The 15987-nt window shown below is 64.2% G+C and carries 12 protein-coding genes; 3 read left to right on the forward strand and 9 right to left on the reverse strand.

The window, feature by feature from the left end; all coding sequences use genetic code 11:
* Together FJ980_RS08505 and FJ980_RS08510 are read left to right on the forward strand one after the other, a co-directional pair.
* On the forward strand, window positions 1-572 hold a 572-nt coding region (locus FJ980_RS08505), incomplete at its 5' end, for an outer membrane beta-barrel protein (protein WP_140542471.1).
* Window positions 573-793: 221 nt separating this feature from the next.
* Window positions 794-1333: a dihydrofolate reductase family protein gene (locus FJ980_RS08510; RefSeq protein WP_140542472.1), complete on the forward strand. Its 540-nt coding sequence runs from the start codon at window positions 794-796 to the stop codon at window positions 1331-1333.
* Between the two features lie 92 nt (window positions 1334-1425).
* Here the strand turns inward: FJ980_RS08510 and FJ980_RS08515 are convergent, their stop codons facing one another.
* The 8 genes from FJ980_RS08515 to FJ980_RS08550 form a co-directional block, all read right to left on the reverse strand.
* On the reverse strand, window positions 1426-2727 hold the full coding sequence (locus FJ980_RS08515) for an HlyD family type I secretion periplasmic adaptor subunit (RefSeq protein WP_140542473.1): 1302 nt from the start codon (window positions 2725-2727) through the stop codon (window positions 1426-1428).
* Window position 2728: 1 nt separating this feature from the next.
* On the reverse strand, window positions 2729-4741 hold the full coding sequence (locus FJ980_RS08520) for a type I secretion system permease/ATPase (RefSeq protein WP_246676360.1): 2013 nt from the start codon (window positions 4739-4741) through the stop codon (window positions 2729-2731).
* A 36-nt stretch (window positions 4742-4777) separates the two neighbouring features.
* Window positions 4778-7588, reverse strand: coding sequence for a hypothetical protein (locus FJ980_RS08525; RefSeq protein WP_181181147.1), 2811 nt, complete (start codon window positions 7586-7588; stop codon window positions 4778-4780).
* Between the two features lie 530 nt (window positions 7589-8118).
* Window positions 8119-8976 (reverse strand): patatin-like phospholipase family protein, encoded by an 858-nt coding sequence (locus tag FJ980_RS08530; protein WP_140542475.1) that lies wholly within the window; start codon window positions 8974-8976, stop codon window positions 8119-8121.
* On the reverse strand, window positions 8973-10415 hold the full coding sequence (locus FJ980_RS08535; RefSeq protein WP_140542476.1) for a pitrilysin family protein: 1443 nt from the start codon (window positions 10413-10415) through the stop codon (window positions 8973-8975). Before FJ980_RS08535 ends, FJ980_RS08530 begins: the two co-directional genes overlap by 4 nt.
* Window positions 10416-10552: 137 nt before the next feature.
* Window positions 10553-11914: a pitrilysin family protein gene (locus FJ980_RS08540; protein ID WP_140542477.1), complete on the reverse strand. Its 1362-nt coding sequence runs from the start codon at window positions 11912-11914 to the stop codon at window positions 10553-10555.
* 84 nt (window positions 11915-11998) lie between these two features.
* On the reverse strand, window positions 11999-12553 hold the full coding sequence (gene rsmD / locus FJ980_RS08545; protein ID WP_140542478.1) for a 16S rRNA (guanine(966)-N(2))-methyltransferase RsmD: 555 nt from the start codon (window positions 12551-12553) through the stop codon (window positions 11999-12001).
* Complete coding sequence (locus tag FJ980_RS08550) at window positions 12534-14519, reverse strand: pseudouridine synthase (protein ID WP_140542479.1); 1986 nt, start codon at window positions 14517-14519, stop codon at window positions 12534-12536. The genes rsmD and FJ980_RS08550 overlap by 20 nt, the downstream gene beginning before the upstream one ends.
* A 181-nt stretch (window positions 14520-14700) precedes the next feature.
* Between FJ980_RS08550 and FJ980_RS08555 the strand changes: the two genes are divergently transcribed.
* Window positions 14701-15156 carry a nucleoside deaminase gene (locus FJ980_RS08555; RefSeq protein ID WP_140542480.1) on the forward strand — a complete coding sequence of 152 codons (456 nt, stop codon included), beginning with the start codon at window positions 14701-14703 and terminating at the stop codon, window positions 15154-15156.
* Between the two features lie 140 nt (window positions 15157-15296).
* On the opposite strand, the gene FJ980_RS08560 is transcribed toward FJ980_RS08555, so the two are convergent.
* Window positions 15297-15971 carry a hypothetical protein gene (locus FJ980_RS08560; protein WP_140542481.1) on the reverse strand — a complete coding sequence of 225 codons (675 nt, stop codon included), beginning with the start codon at window positions 15969-15971 and terminating at the stop codon, window positions 15297-15299.
* Window positions 15972-15987 lie beyond the last annotated feature (16 nt).

Below are 15987 nucleotides of genomic sequence, written 5' to 3' on the forward strand. Positions count from 1 at the left end.
GCTTCTATGTCGGCGGTGGGCTCGGTGCCGGCGCGGTCGTGCACCAGATCGAGATTCCGCCGCTCGCCGGCGCCAAGTTCAATGGCCTCGGCGGCGAAGGCGTGTTCGGCGAGGCCAGCATCGGCTACGACCAGGACATGGGCAGCTGGGTGGTCGGCGGCCTGGTCGACGCGCGTCTCTCCGGCATCAAGTCGAAGCTTGATCTGGGTGGCATCCTGGGCGGTGTCGACTCGATCAGCCTCAATACCGACTATGGTTTCGACGTGCTCGGCCGTATCGGCATGAAGGTCAACGAGGCGACCCTGGCTTATGCCCTCGCAGGCTACAGCTGGCAGCACTTCAAGCTCGATGCTCCGGCACCGCTCGACGTCGACTGGGGCTCCAGCGGCTTCTCGGTCGGCGCGGGCCTGGAAACGGCCCTGTCGGACAAGATGACCGTCGGCATCGAATACCGTTACTCGCAATTCGAGAAGGAAGACTTCTCGGATGCATTACCGATCCCGAGCGGTCTCGCGATGGCGACGCCGTCCTTCCACACCGTGCGGATCGACGCCAAGTACAAGTTCAACTAAGCCAAGGCCTCCAGCCAAAGCGAAAGAGCCCGCCGGTCATTCCGGCGGGCTTTTGTTTTGTCGGGAACGCGCCGGCGTGGCCGTCCTATGGTGCGAGACCTAAAGCAGATCGCGTGAAAAAGGATTCACACGACCTGCTTTAAGTTTCCGATTTTAAGCATGTCTTTGTCCCGAAACCGGGGCCACTTTCGGGAGACATGCTTTAACCAATAGAGGATGCCATGAGAAAGCTCATCGTCACCGAATTCATCACCATCGACGGCGTCGCCGAGCACGAGAAACTGCCAGAAATAGCTTGGAACGATGAGATGCAGGCATTCAAGGAGAATGAGCTTGCCGACAGCGGCGCCATGCTTCTCGGACGCGTGACCTACAAAATCTTTGCCGGCCACTGGCCTGCCGAAAAAGGCGACTTCGCCGACCGCTTCAACGCACTGCCGAAATATGTCGCCTCGACGACCTTGAAAGCGGTCGATTGGCATCCGGCCGAATTGCTCGAAGGCCCCCTTACCGATGCGGTCACCCGGCTGAAGCAACAAAGCGGCGGCAACATCTATGTGCATGGCAGCGTGAATCTCGCCCGGCAACTGCTCGGCGTTGGCCTTGTCGATACCCTCAGACTGCTCGTTTATCCGGCAGCCGCAGGCCAGGGCGAACGGCTTTTTCCTTCGGACAAACCGACAGCGCTCGAGCTTGTCTCGGCCGTGCCGTTCAGCAATGGCGTGGTGGCGATGGAATATAGGGCGGTCGCGAAAGCTTAGACTAGAGGGGCGGTTTTCCGTCCGGAATTGCGTCAAAACAAAGAGATAGGGCGTTTCGCCGTTTCCGTGAAACGGTGAAACGTACTGGTGGCCTACTGTCTAAATGCCCGGCTGATCTGGTCCTGCAGCGGCTTGACCAGATAAGACATCACCGAGCGATCCTCGGTCCTGATGAAGGACTCCACCGGCATGCCGGGAACCAGCTTGACCTCGCCGAGCCGCGCGACCTCCGCGGCGGTCGTGGTGATGCGCACAGTGTAGTAGCTGACGCCGGTGCGTTGGTCGGTGGTGATGTCGGGCGAGGTCCGTTCGACCACGCCGTCGATCTGGGGCGTGGTGCGCTGGTTGAAGGCCGAGAAGCGCAGCGAAGCGGGCTGGCCGACCCATAGCTGGTCGATGTCGCTCGGCGCGATCTTGGCTTCCACCGCAAGGCTGTCATTGTCGGGCACGACCTGCATGATCGTCTCGCCCGGCTTCACCACGCCGCCGATCGTATAGGCGATCGACTGCTGCACGACGCCGTCCTGCGGCGCGCGGATGTCGACCCGCTTCAACTGGTCCTCGGCGGCGACCTTGCGTTCCAGAAGCTCGCCCATCCGGCCGTCGACATCGCGCAGGTCCTTGTTCACTTCGGTGCTGAGGTCGAGATCGATCTGGATGATCTGCAGCTTGATCTCGGCGATCCGCCCCTGCGCCTGGGCCTGGGCCGCAATAAGCTGGCCGCGCTCGCCGTCGAGGCGCGTGGCCTCTCGCTCGGTCTGGGTCAGCCGGTCGATGGAGATGAGCTTCTTGGCCCAGAGCGTACGCACCGAGGCAAGCTCCTTCTGCACCAGCTCTATCTCCTTGCTCTTGGCCTCAGCCTGCGCCGTGTCGCCGGCGATCTCCTTCTCGAGCTGGGCGATGCGTTCCCCAAGCTGGCTCTTCTGACCGGCGCGGGATGTGCGCCGTGTCTCGAAATGCTGCTTCTCGCCGGCCACCGCCTCGGCGACGTCAGGATCGGCAATGCGGTCCAAAAGCTCGTTCGGAAAGATGATGGCGTCGCTGCCGCGGCGCTCCGAATCGAGGCGCGCCTTGCGCGCGGCGAGCTGGTCGAGCGCCTTGCTCACCACGCCAAGGTTGGCTGCCGGCACAGTGCGGTCGAGACGGACCAGAAGATCTCCCGCTTTCACGTGGTCGCCGTCCCGGGCGTCGATCTCCGCAACGATGCCGCCGGTGGAATGCTGTACGTCCTTGACGTGGGAATCGACGACGAGGGTGCCGGGGGCGATGACCGCGCCGGCGATCTCGGTGACCGATGCCCAGCCACCGACGCCGCCCGCAAGCAGGCTCACCACGCCGACGCCAAGCCGCGTGTAGAAGCGGATGGATAAATGCGAGGCGCCTGATGTAGCCATGTCAGCGCCCTGCCTCGGTTCCGTCGGCAACGGCCAGATGGGGACCGTCGGAAGCCACTCTCAGTTGCGGGGCGCCGGCCGGCACCGGCCGCAATGTCGGGAACATCTTGGCGAAAACCTCGTCCTTCGGGCCGAAGGCATGGACGCGTCCCTGGTTCATCGCCAGCACGAAATCGACGGCCGCCAGCACGTTCGGCCGGTGCGCGACGATCACGACAACCCCGCCCCGTTCGCGGACGCCCAACATCGCCTTGATCAGGGCCTGCTCGCCATCCATGTCGAGGTTGGAATTCGGCTCGTCCAGGACCACGAGGAACGGATCGCGATAGAGCGCACGCGCCAGCGCGATGCGCTGGCGCTGGCCGGCCGAGACCGCCTCGCCATGCTCGCCGATCTCGGTCTCGTAGCCTTCGCGGAAACCGACGATCAGCTCGTGCGCGCCCGCCGCCTTCGCCGCGGCGATGATGGCGCCGGAGTCGGAGTCCGGCTCGAAGCGCGCGATGTTCTCGGCCACGGTGCCGGCGAAGAGCTCGACATCTTGCGGCAGGTATCCGATATGGCGGCCGCGCTCCGCCTGCGACCATTGATCGAGGTCGGCGCCATCCAGCTTGATGCGGCCGGCGAGCGGTCGCCAGGCGCCGACAAGCGCGCGCACCAGCGTGGACTTTCCCGACCCGCTCGGTCCGATGATGCCAACGCCGTGGCCCGCCTCCAGAGCGAAGCTTGCGTCGTGGACCAGCAGTCTCTGCGAGCCCGGGGCGCCGACCGAGACGTTTTGCATGCCGATATTCGCGCTCGGCGGCGGCAGCAACATCGGCTCGGTTTCAGCCGGCAGCGCCGCCAGCACCCTGTTCAGCCGCTGCCAGCCCTGGCGCGCGGTGACGAAGCCCTTCCAGTTGGCGATCGCAAGATCGACCGGAGCCAATGCGCGACCGCTGAGGATCGAGGCGGTGATGATGATGCCCGCCGTCGCCTGCCCCTCGATGACCAGCCAGGCGCCGAGACCGAGCATGGACGACTGCAGCAGCATGCGCAGGACCTTCGATATCGCGCCGAAGCCGCCTGCCACATCGCTCACCTTGCGCTGTTCGGCGATGTAATCGAGGTTGGCATCTTCCCACCGCGCGGTAAGACCGCCGGCCATCCCCATGGCGGCAACGACTTCGGCGTTGCGATTAGCGGCGCTGACCAGGCCGTTGCGGCGGATGCCGCTGGATGTTCCGGACGAAACCGGCTTTCGCGTCAGCCGTTCGGCCATGATCGTGAGCGCGACCAGCACGATCGCGCCGAGCAGCGCCGTCACGCCGAGCAGCCAGTGGAACATGAAGATGATAAACAGATAGAGCGGCAGCCATGGCAGGTCGAAAAGCGCCGTTGGCCCGCTGCCCGACAGGAAGACGCGGACGCTGTCGAGGTCGCGCATCGGCTGCAAGCTGTCGCTGTCGCGGCCCGTCCTGAGGGGCAGACGCAGGATTGATTGATAGACTCGGCCGCCGAGCGCTTCGTCAAGCGCCCCGCCGATGCGGACGAGCACGCGTCCGCGCACGAATTCGAGCACTCCCTGTCCGCTATAGAGAATGAGGAGCAGGATGGAGAGGCCAACCAGCGTCGGCAGGCTGCGGCTCGGCAGCACGCGATCATAGACCTCAAGCATATAGAGCGAGCCGGCGAGCATCAGAACGTTGAGCACGCCGCTGAACAGTCCTACTGCGAGGAAGGCGGAGCGGCAGGCGCGAAGCGCTTCGGCAAGTTCCGAGCGCTGAGGGCGCCTGGCGGGTTTTGCTGCCGGGCGAGCGCTGGCGCCGATGTTTGCGACTGTCGCGCGCCCACTGACGTCGTCAGAGCGCGCGCGAAACAGAACCAGACCGCCGAAGGCGGCGACCGCTGTTGCGCCCAACACCGTGCCCCCTGAGAGCGATCCGCGCGCAACAATCGCCACGCCAAAGATGAGAAGGACGAGGCCTGCCAGCGTCGTCCTCGCCTGCCCTGTGCCGAGCATGCCAGTTGTTGCCATGGCGGTTTTTCACTAGGCCCGATTAGATCACACCGCTCAGCTGATGCCCGTCAGCCCCACAACCTCGTGCAGCGTCACCCAGAACTGGTCGAGCGTATTCGGGTGGTCGTCGACGATGCTGGTGCCGTTGAACCAGGCAACATGACCGCCGGGGCCGGGGCCGGAGGTCACCAACTGGCCCTGGTTGAACCACATCAGGGCGTTCTTCAAGCCTTCGCCGTCGGCTTCCTTGCCCCCGTTCCAGTCGGTGATGCCGGCAGGATCAGTCACGTCGACATATTTGGTCCAAGCATTGGTGTTAGTCTTGAGCGCGTTGCCCAGTAACGCTGTGCCGGCGCCGTTGGTGTCGATGAAGCCGTCATTGTTGGCGTCAAGGTTAGCGCCAGCCGTAGACCAGGCGCCTTGGCTCTTAAGCCACATCACCGCTTCGTCGATCAGATTATCGGGCTGAGCGACGCCGTTGTTGATGTTGAGCTGGGTTGCAATCGCTTGCTGCAGCATGATTAGCCGCGCGTCACCGCCAGCCGAGGCGGATTCGATCGACTTCGCCAGCGAGATTGAGATCCACAGATCGTGCGTGTCGTTGGCTATGCCGTCGGAGTTGGTGTCGCCAAGCAGAAGATATTTGCTCTCGTCGATCTTCGCTGTGGTCAGGTCGTCCTTACTCGGATTCACATCGAGGCTGGACAACACGCCCGAAGCGTATGCGCTCTTGGATGGATTACCTTCGTTGCCGCCGACGTTGTCCCAAACATCCGTGTGGCTGCCCCAGAACCCTTGCGTCAGCGCCTTGTTGGAGAAGCCCTCATAGTCGCTGCTATCCGTGGCGCTCGGCGTGCGCGAATGTTCGGCGGTGTCTGTATATGCGTCGGTCGTGGCCGTCGCGTTGTTGACATAGCTACCCACCTGCGCCGTGCCCGTGGCTTGGTAGTGCCAGGTTTCGCCGATGTCGAAGACGCCGTTCAAATTGCCGTCGCCGGTGTTGAACCCGCTGCTGGTGATCGCCGTCGCATTGAAGTCGTCGCTAGGATTGAGCGGAGTACCATTGTCATCCTTCACAACCACGTTGGTGAGCGCGACATTGCCGTCATTGGTCACATCGTACGTCCAGGTGACCGCCTGACCTTGGAAGATGTCGAGGCCGTGGTCGACGCCGTTCGTCTTCTTGTCGAGCGTGATGTGCGGATCGGCGCCGAAATAGCTGGAATCGTCATGGGCGGTAACCGGCACGCTGTGACCGGCATCGTCCTGATAGGAACTCGTGGCCGTGCCGGTGTTCTCGTAGGCACCGGCTTGCGAGGTGCCGCTGGCCGTGAAGACCCAGGACTCGCCGATACCGAACACGCCGTCCAGATCGGTATCGCCGATGTTGTGGGTGGCATCGGCAAGCACCGCGACCGGGGTAACGCCGGCATCGCTATCGCTCACCGCCACACCGGACAGCGCCACGTTGCCGGTGTTGGTGACCGTGTACTTCCAGGAGATGGCCTCTCCCGACAGGATGTTCAGGCCATCGCCCGACGCCGTGTCGTCCACCGTCACCTTGTCGATGGTGATCTTAGGATCGGCGCCGAAGTAGCTGGAACCGTCATGGGCGGTAACCGGCACGCTGTGACCGGCATCGTCCTGATAGGAACTCGTGGCCGTGCCGGTGTTCTCGTAGGCACCGGCTTGCGAGGTGCCGCTGGCCGTGAAGACCCAGGATTCGCCGATATCGAACACGCCGTCCAGATCGGTATCGCCGATGTTGTGGGTGGCATCGGCAAGCACCGCGACCGGGGTAACGCCGGCATCGCTGTCGCTCACCGTCACGTCGGACAGCGCCACGTTGCCGGTGTTGGTGACAGTGTACTTCCAGGAGATGGCCTCGTTGGCCAGGATGGTGTGGCCGTCGCCAGACGCCGTGTCGTCCACCGTCACCTTGTCGATGGTAATCGCCGGGCTGGCGCCGAAGTAATTCGAAGGATCGAAATCGGTTACCGTGCCTGTGCCCGTTGAAGCCGTCACAGTACCGATATTGGAATAATTCCCGGAGATCGCCGTCCCGGACCCGGTGAAAATCCAGGTCTCGGTCGTGTCGAGCTTGTTGTCGTGGTTGGTATCGCCGACATTGAAGCCGCCGCTGAGCACCGGTGAGACGACGACGTTGTGGTCGTCGGTCACGACGACGTTCGACAATGCAACGTTGCCGGTATTGGTGACCGTATACTTCCAGGAAATCGAATCGCCTGCAAGGACGTTCAGTCCGTCTCCGGAGACCGCGCCGTCGACCGTCTGCTTGTCGATGGCGATTCCGGGTTGGGTCGAAACGCTTGGGGCTGTCGTGGTGCGCCACTCCTCGAAGCCGCCATCCGAACCTGAGAAGCTCGAGTAGAGCGTGACGTAGGAGCTGGACGTCGCGCCGGCACTGAGGAAGGAGCTGACCGGGACAAGCACGCGGTAATCGTCCGTGCCGGAACCGCTATTGGAGTCCGTCAGCAGCTGCGTGCCGGGCATGTCGAAGACCGAGACGAAGCCGGAGAAGCCGGCATCATAGTCTGTGATGGTCGCGTCGTGGTTGGAAATATAGACCCTGAGATCGGTCAGCGTGATGTTGGCATTGACGTTTTCGTTAAGGTCCAGCCGGAACTCGATATATTGGATGCCATTGACGGTGATCGGCTGCAGATTGCCCCATTGCAGGCTGTGTGTGAACGAGGCCTTGTCGTCGAGGACTTTGCCATTCTGATCGGTGTTGAAGCCTTGCTCGACACCTGTCGCCTGCAAGCGGAAGAAGGAATCGTAGTTACCTGTGCCGGAACCAATCGACGTGGCCTCGAGAAGCACACCATCGCCAATGTCACTCATCGTCATTTCCTCCACAGACGCTCGCGCGCCTTTTTTGGCCGCCACGGCGGCTAACTACCCCATGCAACGACGCCAAGATCGGCGTCCAAATTCCGTCCGGGGAGGAGGATCCGCCTAGCGCCCGGCGCGCCGCACCTGCCCGTCCCCGGCCCGAGCGCACCAAATACAACATGGTGTCTCATGGCGGGTGGCGGTTCGATAGTGACGGCTAAAAGCGGCTGCGGATGCCGCGCTGCGTTTCCCCTACCCCAGTAGCACAGTATCTCGTTGTTGCCGGTCTCGAGATTTGTTCACGCTACTATATTAGGATATTATTAACTCTACCGCAGCGTGCGTCAACGGGCAATTCGATGAAGAGTTAATGACAACACTCAAATCCGGGCGCGAATTCGGCCATTCAGTATAAAGAATACTTCGCTCTATCCTTAGGTCTTACTTTATAAGGGACCTTTGCGGCGACGTTTCAGACTTCGGTGTCAGACCTCGGTCGCAGCCATATGCACCTGAAGCGATGCGGCTGGAGGATGCTCTCAGACCGCTTTCTTCTTGCCCTGCCTGCCGCCATACGCTTCCGCGGCCTTCTCCACGGCGCGCTTCAGCTCGTCCTTGATCTCCGCCGTCTCGGCCATCAGCGCCTCGATCTTGAGAAAATCGAGCACGCGGTACTTCGAGACTTTTGGGCGGATCAGTATGTCGGGGCTGGACTGCTGCAGCTTGTTGGCGATGATCGACTGCATCATCAACTGCGAGGCGCCATACATCAGGTCGACCGTGGTCGGATGCTTGCGCTCGGCGTCGCTCGGCGCACCGACCACGTCGATTGCGATGATGATATCGGCATCCTTTTCGAGGAGATCGAAGGGGACGGGATTGTAGATGCCGCCGTCGATCAGCAGGCAATCATTGCGCACCACAGGGCGGAACACCGCCGGAATGGCGGCCGAGGCCGCGAGCGCCGAATGCAATTCACCTTCGGCGAACACGGCGAGCTTGTGGCCGAAATAGTCGGTCGCCGTCACCTTGAGCGGAATCTTCAGCTCCTCGAAAGTGGCGGGGATGTCCTGAGGCAGGAACGCCTTCAGGATGCGCTCGATATTGAACTGGCCGACGCGGATGCCGCCCTGCATGGCCTCGGCTATGGTGCCCGGCCGCGACCGCCACATGCGCGCCGCCATTTCAGCGCGGCTGCCGAGGATCGAACGGGAATAATCGTGGATTTGCGCTCCAGTCATGCCCGCGGCCATGCCGGCGCCCATGATGGCGCCGATCGACGAGCCGGCGATCGCCGCCGGCTTGATGCCAAGCTCGTCGAGAGCCTCGATGATATGGATATGCGCAAGACCGCGCGCGCCGCCGCCGCCGAAGGCCACCCCGAAGGTCGGGCTCATCCCTTGCGGCCTCCCGCCACCTGAACCAGCGGCGGCCCGATGACCATCACCGCCGGGTCGGACGACAGGAGCTTCTTCGCCGCTGCCTTGACGTCAGCCAGCGTCACCGCGTTGATGAGAGCCGCCCGCCGCTTAATATAATCGATGCCGAGATCATCGATCTGCAGCTCCACCAGCGTCGCGGCGATAGAGCTGGACGAATCCAGATTGCTGATGGCGTAGGCGCCGACCATGTATTTCTTGGTCGCCGCGAGCTCCTCCTCCGAGGGGCCGTTGTCGGCCATGTCCCTCACCACCTGCCGCACGATCGCAAGCGTTTGGGCCGCGCGGTCGGAACGCGTCGCCGTCGTCACCAGCAGCGCGTTGGAATGCTCGTGATCGACGAGATCGGAGCTGACGCTATAGGCAAGGCCGCGCTTCTCGCGCACCTCTTCGTAGAGGCGCGAGGTGAATGTCGAGCCGCCAAGTATCTCGTTCATCAGCGCGGCGGCGTAGAAATCGGGATCGCTTCGCTTCACGCCCGGCCAGGCAAGCTGCAGGGAGGTCTGCGGCAAGTCGTAATTCACTTCGAGCTGCTGGCCGAGCTTGGGCGTGACGTCGACAATCGGCGCCAGCGCCTGCTTGTCCGGTAGGTCGCCGAACACCTCGTCGAGCCTGCCGCTCAACGTGGCGGCGTCGATATCGCCCACCACCGCCACATGCAGGCCGCCGCGGGCGAAATTTGCTTTGTGAAAGGTCCTGAGGTCGTCGGCAGTGATGGTGGCGAGGCTGTCTTTGTTGCCCTCGTCCGGCCGCGCATAGGGATGCTGGCCATAGATCGCGCGCAGCCAACGCTGCTGGCCGATCGTATTGGGATCCCGCTCATTGGCGAGGATGCCGGACAGTATCTGGGCGCGGATGCGGTCGATCGGTGCCTGGTCGAAGCGCGGGCGGTTCACCGCCAGCTTCAGCAAGCCGAAAGCCTCGTCCTTCTGGTCGGACAACATGCGCATCGAACCATAGATGCCATCGCGGGCGGCCTGAAAACTCATCTCGGCGCCGGCATCGTCGAGCTTCACCTGGAAGCCCTCGCTGTCGAGGTCGCCGGCGCCCTCGTCGAACAGCCCGGTCATCAGGTTGACCAGGCCTTCCTTGCCGGCCGGATCCTGCGCCGTGCCGCCGTCAAAGACGAAACGGATCGCAACCAGCGGGATCGAATGGTCTTCCACCAGCCAGGCGGTGACGCCCTTCTTCGACTTCACCTCCTGGATGTTCATTTCGGCGCGCGCGGCAAGCGCCGGCAAAAGCAGGAAGAACAGGGCGAAGCAAAGGATGGCGACGGCGCGATAGACGCGCCCACCTTCTCCCCTTACGGGAGAAGGTGGATTGGCGCGCAGCGCCGAGACGGTTGAGGGGTGTTGGAAGGATCGCCGTCCTTGCCAAGCTGGAACACCCCTCATCCGACCGAGCTTCGCTCGGCCACCGCCCGGGGTCGAGCCACGGGTCTCGCCCCGCCCTTCGGACCCCACGAGGGGAGAAGGGGAAGCCTGGCGGGGAGAAGGAAAGGTGCTCGTGCGGCCAAGAACCATGCTCATCATCAATTCCCCGCCTGCTGCTGCGGCAAGAGATAGCCACTGGTTGAGCGATCGAGCACCAGATAGCGGGCGGCGACCGCCTTGACCTCATCGGCGGTTACCTTGCGGATGCGGTCGGGCCATTCCTGGACGTCCTTGACATTGCCGCCCGTGGCAAGCGTCGAGCCGTACATGTTGGCCATGTCGTCCTGCTTGTCGCGCGCAAAGATCATGGAGCGCACATAGCGGGTCTTGGCCCGCTCCAGCTCATCGTCGCTCACGCCGTCCTTGACGATGCGGGCGATCTCGGCATCGACCGCCGCCTCGATATCGACAAGCTTGGCATCGCCGCGCGGGGCGCCATAGACGGTGAAGTTGGTGGCGTCGAGCATGGTGCCCTGGAAGTAGGCGCCGGCCTCGGAAGCGATACCCTGCTTGACGACGAGCTGCTGGTACAACCTGCTGCGGTTGTCGCCGCCGAGGATCTCGGCAAGCAGGTCGAGCGCCTCGGCTTCGCCGGGCTTGGCCGTGTGATAGGATGGCACCACCCATTGCGTCGAAAAACTCGGCACCGAGACGCGCGCGTCGGTCAGCGTCACCGTGCGCTTCGTGTTCTGCTCGGGCTCGACGGGACGGATGCGCGGCCGCAGGTCCGGGCCGCGGGCGACCTTGCCGTAGGTCCTTTCGGCCATCGCCTTCACCGCGTTGGGATCAACATCGCCCACCACCACCAGCACGGCGTTGTTCGGCCGATAGTAGGCGTCGTAGAAGGCTTTCGCGTCCGGACGGTTCAACTGCTCCATCTCCTGCATCCAGCCGATCACCGGAATACGGTATGGCTGGTTCTGCCAGAGCGTCGCATCGACCTCCTCGTCGAGCACCGCCTGCGGGTTGCCGTCGATGCGCGAGCGGCGCTCCTCCAGGATCACGTCGCGCTCGGTCTTGATGACATCGTCGGTCAGGATGAGGTTACGCATGCGATCGGCCTCGAAGCCCATCATCTGCTCGAGCGCCGAAGGCGGCACCGTCTCGTGGAAGGCGGTGTAGTCGTAAGAGGTGAAGGCGTTGTTGGAGCCGCCGATCTCGGACACGGCGCGGTCGAACTCGCCGGCGGCGTGCTTGGTCGTGGCCTTGAACATCAGATGCTCGAAGAAATGCGCAATGCCGGATTTGCCGGGCGGCTCGTCGGCGCTGCCGATCTTGTACCAGACCATGTGGGTGACGATCGGGGCGCGATGGTCCGGGATGACGACCACCTCCATGCCGTTGTCGAGCAGGAAATCCTTGACCGCGCCGACATCGGCCGCGCGGGCCGGAGCGGCCGCGGCAAGCGCCAGCGCGCCGGCCAGAAGCGTTGCGCGCAGCCCAATCCCTGTTTGTTTCATCAAGTTCTCCGGTCGCGGTTGCGCGACGATAGGCAAGGTTCGCTGGTGAGGCAAAGTGATTTGTTCGGCATTTTCGAGGCGAGGCTAGTTGGCCTCGATGAAGCGGATGACCGTTTCGCCGTAATTGCGCTCGTCCATCACAGAAAAGCCGGCGCCCGGTTCGAACGCCGCCGAGGCAGCCTCCTCGACGACGCAGAGCGCGCCAGGCAGAAGCCAGCCGCCGGCTTTGGCCGAGCGCAGCGCGCGCTCGCCGAGCCCCTTGCCATAGGGCGGGTCGGCGAAGACCAGCCCGAAGGGCGAGATCGTGCCGGCTTCGCCCAAATGAGCGGCGTCACGACGAAAAATCTTGGTGCGGCCGGTGAGTCCATAGGCCTCGACATTCTCGCGAATCAGGCCTCGCCCTTCGGTCGATTCCTCGATGAAGACGCAGTAGGAGGCGCCGCGCGACAGTGCCTCAAGTCCGAGCGCGCCGGTGCCGGCGAAGAGGTCGAGCACGCGGCCGCCCTCGAGCTTTTCCGCGTAGCGATGCGCCAGAACGTTGAACACCGCCTCGCGGGTGCGGTCGGTGGTCGGGCGGATTGCGTTGCTTTTCGGCGTCGCCAGCGGACGCCCGCGGAATTCACCGCCGACGATCCGCATCGCCGCCCCTCTTCGGACCGCGCGGCCTGTCGCCGCCATCGCCTTCAGGGCGCTCGCCGCGAGGCTTGCCGAACGGCTTCGCGCCCGGCTTGCCCTTGCCGCCCGGTTTGTAGGATGCCTTGCGCGCCTTGGCCTCGGCAGCCTTCGCGGCATCGGCCTCCGCCCTGCCCTTGCCGATCGGCCGGGCGCCCGGCGCCATCCAGACATTGGCCTTGCGCTGGCCCGGCGGCTCGATCGGCCGCTGCTCGCGCTCGGATTTCTTGCCCCCAAACCGCGGCTTGTCGCCGAAGCCGCCGCGCGGCTTGTCGCCAAAACCGCCGCGGTCGGATTTCGGGCCGCGCTCGCCGAACGCCCTGTCCGGCCCAAATGCCCTGTCCGGCTTTGTCGAGAGCTTGCTCAGCGCCTCGTCGCGGCTGCCTTCGCGGCGCTTGCGCGCCTTGATCAGCCCGCCCTCGCCGATCGGCCGGTGGTCGCCGTCGCGCGTGAATTTCGGCCGGTCGGTCTCTTCACGGCGAGGCCCGCCGCCGCGCACCGGCTTGTTGGAGAACGGCTTTTGGATCTCGGCATCGAAATTGGCGCCGGATTCCTCGATCAGCCGCTCGCCAAGCTGTTCGCGCAACACGCGGCCCTTGATCTCGAGCACATGGCCCTCCGGCAGGTCCTCGAGCTGGAACGGCCCGTAGGAGATGCGGATCAGCCGCGTCACGTCGAGGCCAAGCGCGCCGAGGATGTTCTTCACCTCGCGGTTCTTGCCTTCGCGCAGGCCGAGCGTCAGCCACGCATTGGAGCCCTGCTCGCGATCGAGCGAAGCTTCGATCGAGCCGTAGAAGACGCCGTCGACGGCGATGCCTTCGCGCAGGCCGGCGAGCGCGCTCTCCTCGACTTTGCCGTGGACGCGCGCACGATAACGCCGCAGCCAGCCGGTCGCCGGCAATTCGAGCACGCGCGACAGCCCGCCGTCATTGGTCAACAGCAGCAGGCCCTCGGTGTTGATGTCGAGCCGGCCGATCGTCATCAGCCGCGGCAGGTCGGGCGGCAGCACGTCGAAGACGGTCCTGCGGCCTTCCGGATCGCGGTTGGTCGTGACGACGCCCGCCGGCTTGTGGAACAGGAAGAGACGCGTGCGCTCGATCGGCGGAATCTCGGTGCCGTCGAGATAAATGATGTCGTCGGCGCTTACATTGAAGGCCGGCGAGTCCAGCACCTTGCCGTTGACCTTGACGCGGCCGGCCGCGATCAGCTCTTCGGCGTCGCGGCGCGAGGCGATGCCGGCGCGCGCCAGCCGCTTGGCGATGCGCTCGCCGCTTTCCGGCGCGGCTTCCGAGGGCCGCGGCCGCGGCTTGAAGCCGCCTTCCGGTTTTCTTGCGGTGCCATCGCGCTGTGGACGATCGCTGAAGTCTCGCTTCGGCCGATCGGCGAAATCGCGTTTGGGACGGTCGTCGAACGCGCGCTTGGGGCGGTCGAAACGTCGTTCGCCCCGCTCGCCTTCGGCCGCCACCGTCCGGTCGCCACGCGGCGTATAGGGCTTGGGGTTCTCACGCTTGTCGAAGGGCTTGCCGTCGCGCGGCGGACCTTTGAGGAACGGCCTGTCGCCACGCTCCCCGCCTTCCCCCGTTTCACGCGGCTTGTAGCTGCGCTTGAAGTCGCGGGCCGGGCGCTCGCCTTCGGCCGCCATCGGCCGGTCGCCGCGCGGCGTGTAAGGCTTGCGGCCATCGCGCTTCTCGAAGGGCTTGCCGTCAGGGCGCGGACCCTTGCGGAACGGCTTTTCGGCACGCCCAGCGCCCTCGCCCGTTTCGCGTGGCTTATAGCTACGCTCGACATAGCGGCGCTCGCCTTCGGCAGCCGCGGGCCGCTCGCGCTTGGCGAACGGCTTCTTGGCGCCGTAGGCCGGCTTGCCGTCTCGCAGGCCCGCCGGTTTCGAGCCGGCTTTGCGCGGCCCGCGTGAAGATTTCTTGTCGTCGTTCATTACTTCGCTCGTCTTCACCTGCTACAGCGCAGCACGCCCTTTCGGACGCCCAGCGCAGGCGGTGTCATCTTGATTATTGCGCATATGCCAGCGCGGCAAAAACCGATTCCGGTTTTCAAGGTCTCGCGCTAGATAACAGGATCGCTGTCGGGTGGCGAGGAGTAATCGGAATGGAGACCGCTTGAAACGACCGGATTTCATGGCCCTGGCGCTTGAAGAGGCCGAAGCGGCCGCCGGCCGCGGCGAAGTGCCGGTCGGCGCCGTGATCGCCAATGGCGGCACGGTGGTCGCGAAAGCCGGCAACCGCACGCGCGAGTTGGCGGACCCGACAGCGCATGCCGAGATGCTGGCGATCCGCGAGGCCTGCCGGAAGCTCGCAAGCGAGCGTCTCACCGGCCACGACCTCTATGTGACGCTGGAGCCCTGCGCGATGTGCGCCGGCGCGATCTCCTTCGCTCGGCTGCGGCGGCTCTATTTCGGCGCCGCCGACGAGAAAGGCGGCGCGGTGGTCAACGGCGTGCGCTTCTTCGCCTCGCCCACCTGCCACCACACGCCGGACATCTATGCGGGGATCGGCGAAAGCGACGCCGCCCTCATCCTCAAGGATTTTTTTCGCGAGAGACGGGATGGCGGGTGAGGTGAAGTGAGTAGTGGTTAGTGAGTAGTGGTTAGTGAGTAGTGAGTAGTGAGTAGTGAGTAGTCACTACTGACTACTGACTACTGACTACTGACTACTGACTACTGACTACTGACTACTGACTACTGACTACTGACTGTTCACAGCCCTAGCCAGTCGAACCAGCCGCCCTTCTTGCCTTCGGCCTGCGCCTTGAGTCGGCGCTCCTTCTTGTACTCGTCCTCGCCGAGCTCGTTCTGCGGCGCGGTGGCGGCCGCCTGGCGATAGGCAAGCGGGGGCTCGCTCAGATATCTGCGAGTGGTCGGATCGCCCTGCTTCTGTTCGGCCAGCCGGCGCTGAACCTCGGCGCGGCGCGTGGCGCTGGAATCATCCGGCGACCAGCGCGGGGGGTGGCTTGAACCCGACTCCGCCATCGCCTTCTTAACCGCTTCGGGATCGGTCTGGACATCCTCGGCCGCTTCGGCCTGGTAGTTCGGATCGTTCTGATGGGCGGTGGCGTCGGCGCGGATACGGGCACGGCGCGCCTCGGGCGATTCGGGCCAGTCGGCGCTCGCCGTCTCGATGCTCTGCTGCGGCGGCGGCAGGTTTTCCTTCTGCCCCGGGGCCGGCTTCACCAGCTCAGGACGCGGCTTGTAGTCGATCGGATCGCGACGCTTCGGCGTGATCGCGGCGGCGCCGGAAACGTCGTCGAAGAGCTGCGCGGCGGCCGTCTTGTCGGTTCCGTAGGTGGGCGAGCTCATGCAGCCGGACATTGCGACGGCCGATACCACAAGCGGCGCCAGCAGCGCGGCGCGCGCAAACGTTCTGTCGGTCATGCCATAAAGTCCCACT

This window comes from Mesorhizobium sp. B1-1-5, assembly GCF_006443065.1.
Classification (GTDB): Bacteria; Pseudomonadota; Alphaproteobacteria; order Rhizobiales; family Rhizobiaceae; genus Mesorhizobium.

Coding starts and splice junctions, on each gene's coding strand:
- FJ980_RS08510 (WP_140542472.1), top strand. CDS start 794: ATGAGAAAGCTCATCGTCACCGAATTCATCACCATCGACGGCGTCGCC.
- FJ980_RS08515 (WP_140542473.1), bottom strand. CDS start 2,727: ATGGCTACATCAGGCGCCTCGCATTTATCCATCCGCTTCTACACGCGG.
- FJ980_RS08520 (WP_246676360.1), bottom strand. CDS start 4,741: ATGGCAACAACTGGCATGCTCGGCACAGGGCAGGCGAGGACGACGCTG.
- FJ980_RS08525 (WP_181181147.1), bottom strand. CDS start 7,588: ATGAGTGACATTGGCGATGGTGTGCTTCTCGAGGCCACGTCGATTGGT.
- FJ980_RS08530 (WP_140542475.1), bottom strand. CDS start 8,976: ATGAGCCCGACCTTCGGGGTGGCCTTCGGCGGCGGCGGCGCGCGCGGT.
- FJ980_RS08535 (WP_140542476.1), bottom strand. CDS start 10,415: ATGAGGGGTGTTCCAGCTTGGCAAGGACGGCGATCCTTCCAACACCCC.
- FJ980_RS08540 (WP_140542477.1), bottom strand. CDS start 11,914: ATGAAACAAACAGGGATTGGGCTGCGCGCAACGCTTCTGGCCGGCGCG.
- rsmD (WP_140542478.1), bottom strand. CDS start 12,553: ATGCGGATCGTCGGCGGTGAATTCCGCGGGCGTCCGCTGGCGACGCCG.
- FJ980_RS08550 (WP_140542479.1), bottom strand. CDS start 14,519: ATGAACGACGACAAGAAATCTTCACGCGGGCCGCGCAAAGCCGGCTCG.
- FJ980_RS08560 (WP_140542481.1), bottom strand. CDS start 15,971: ATGACCGACAGAACGTTTGCGCGCGCCGCGCTGCTGGCGCCGCTTGTG.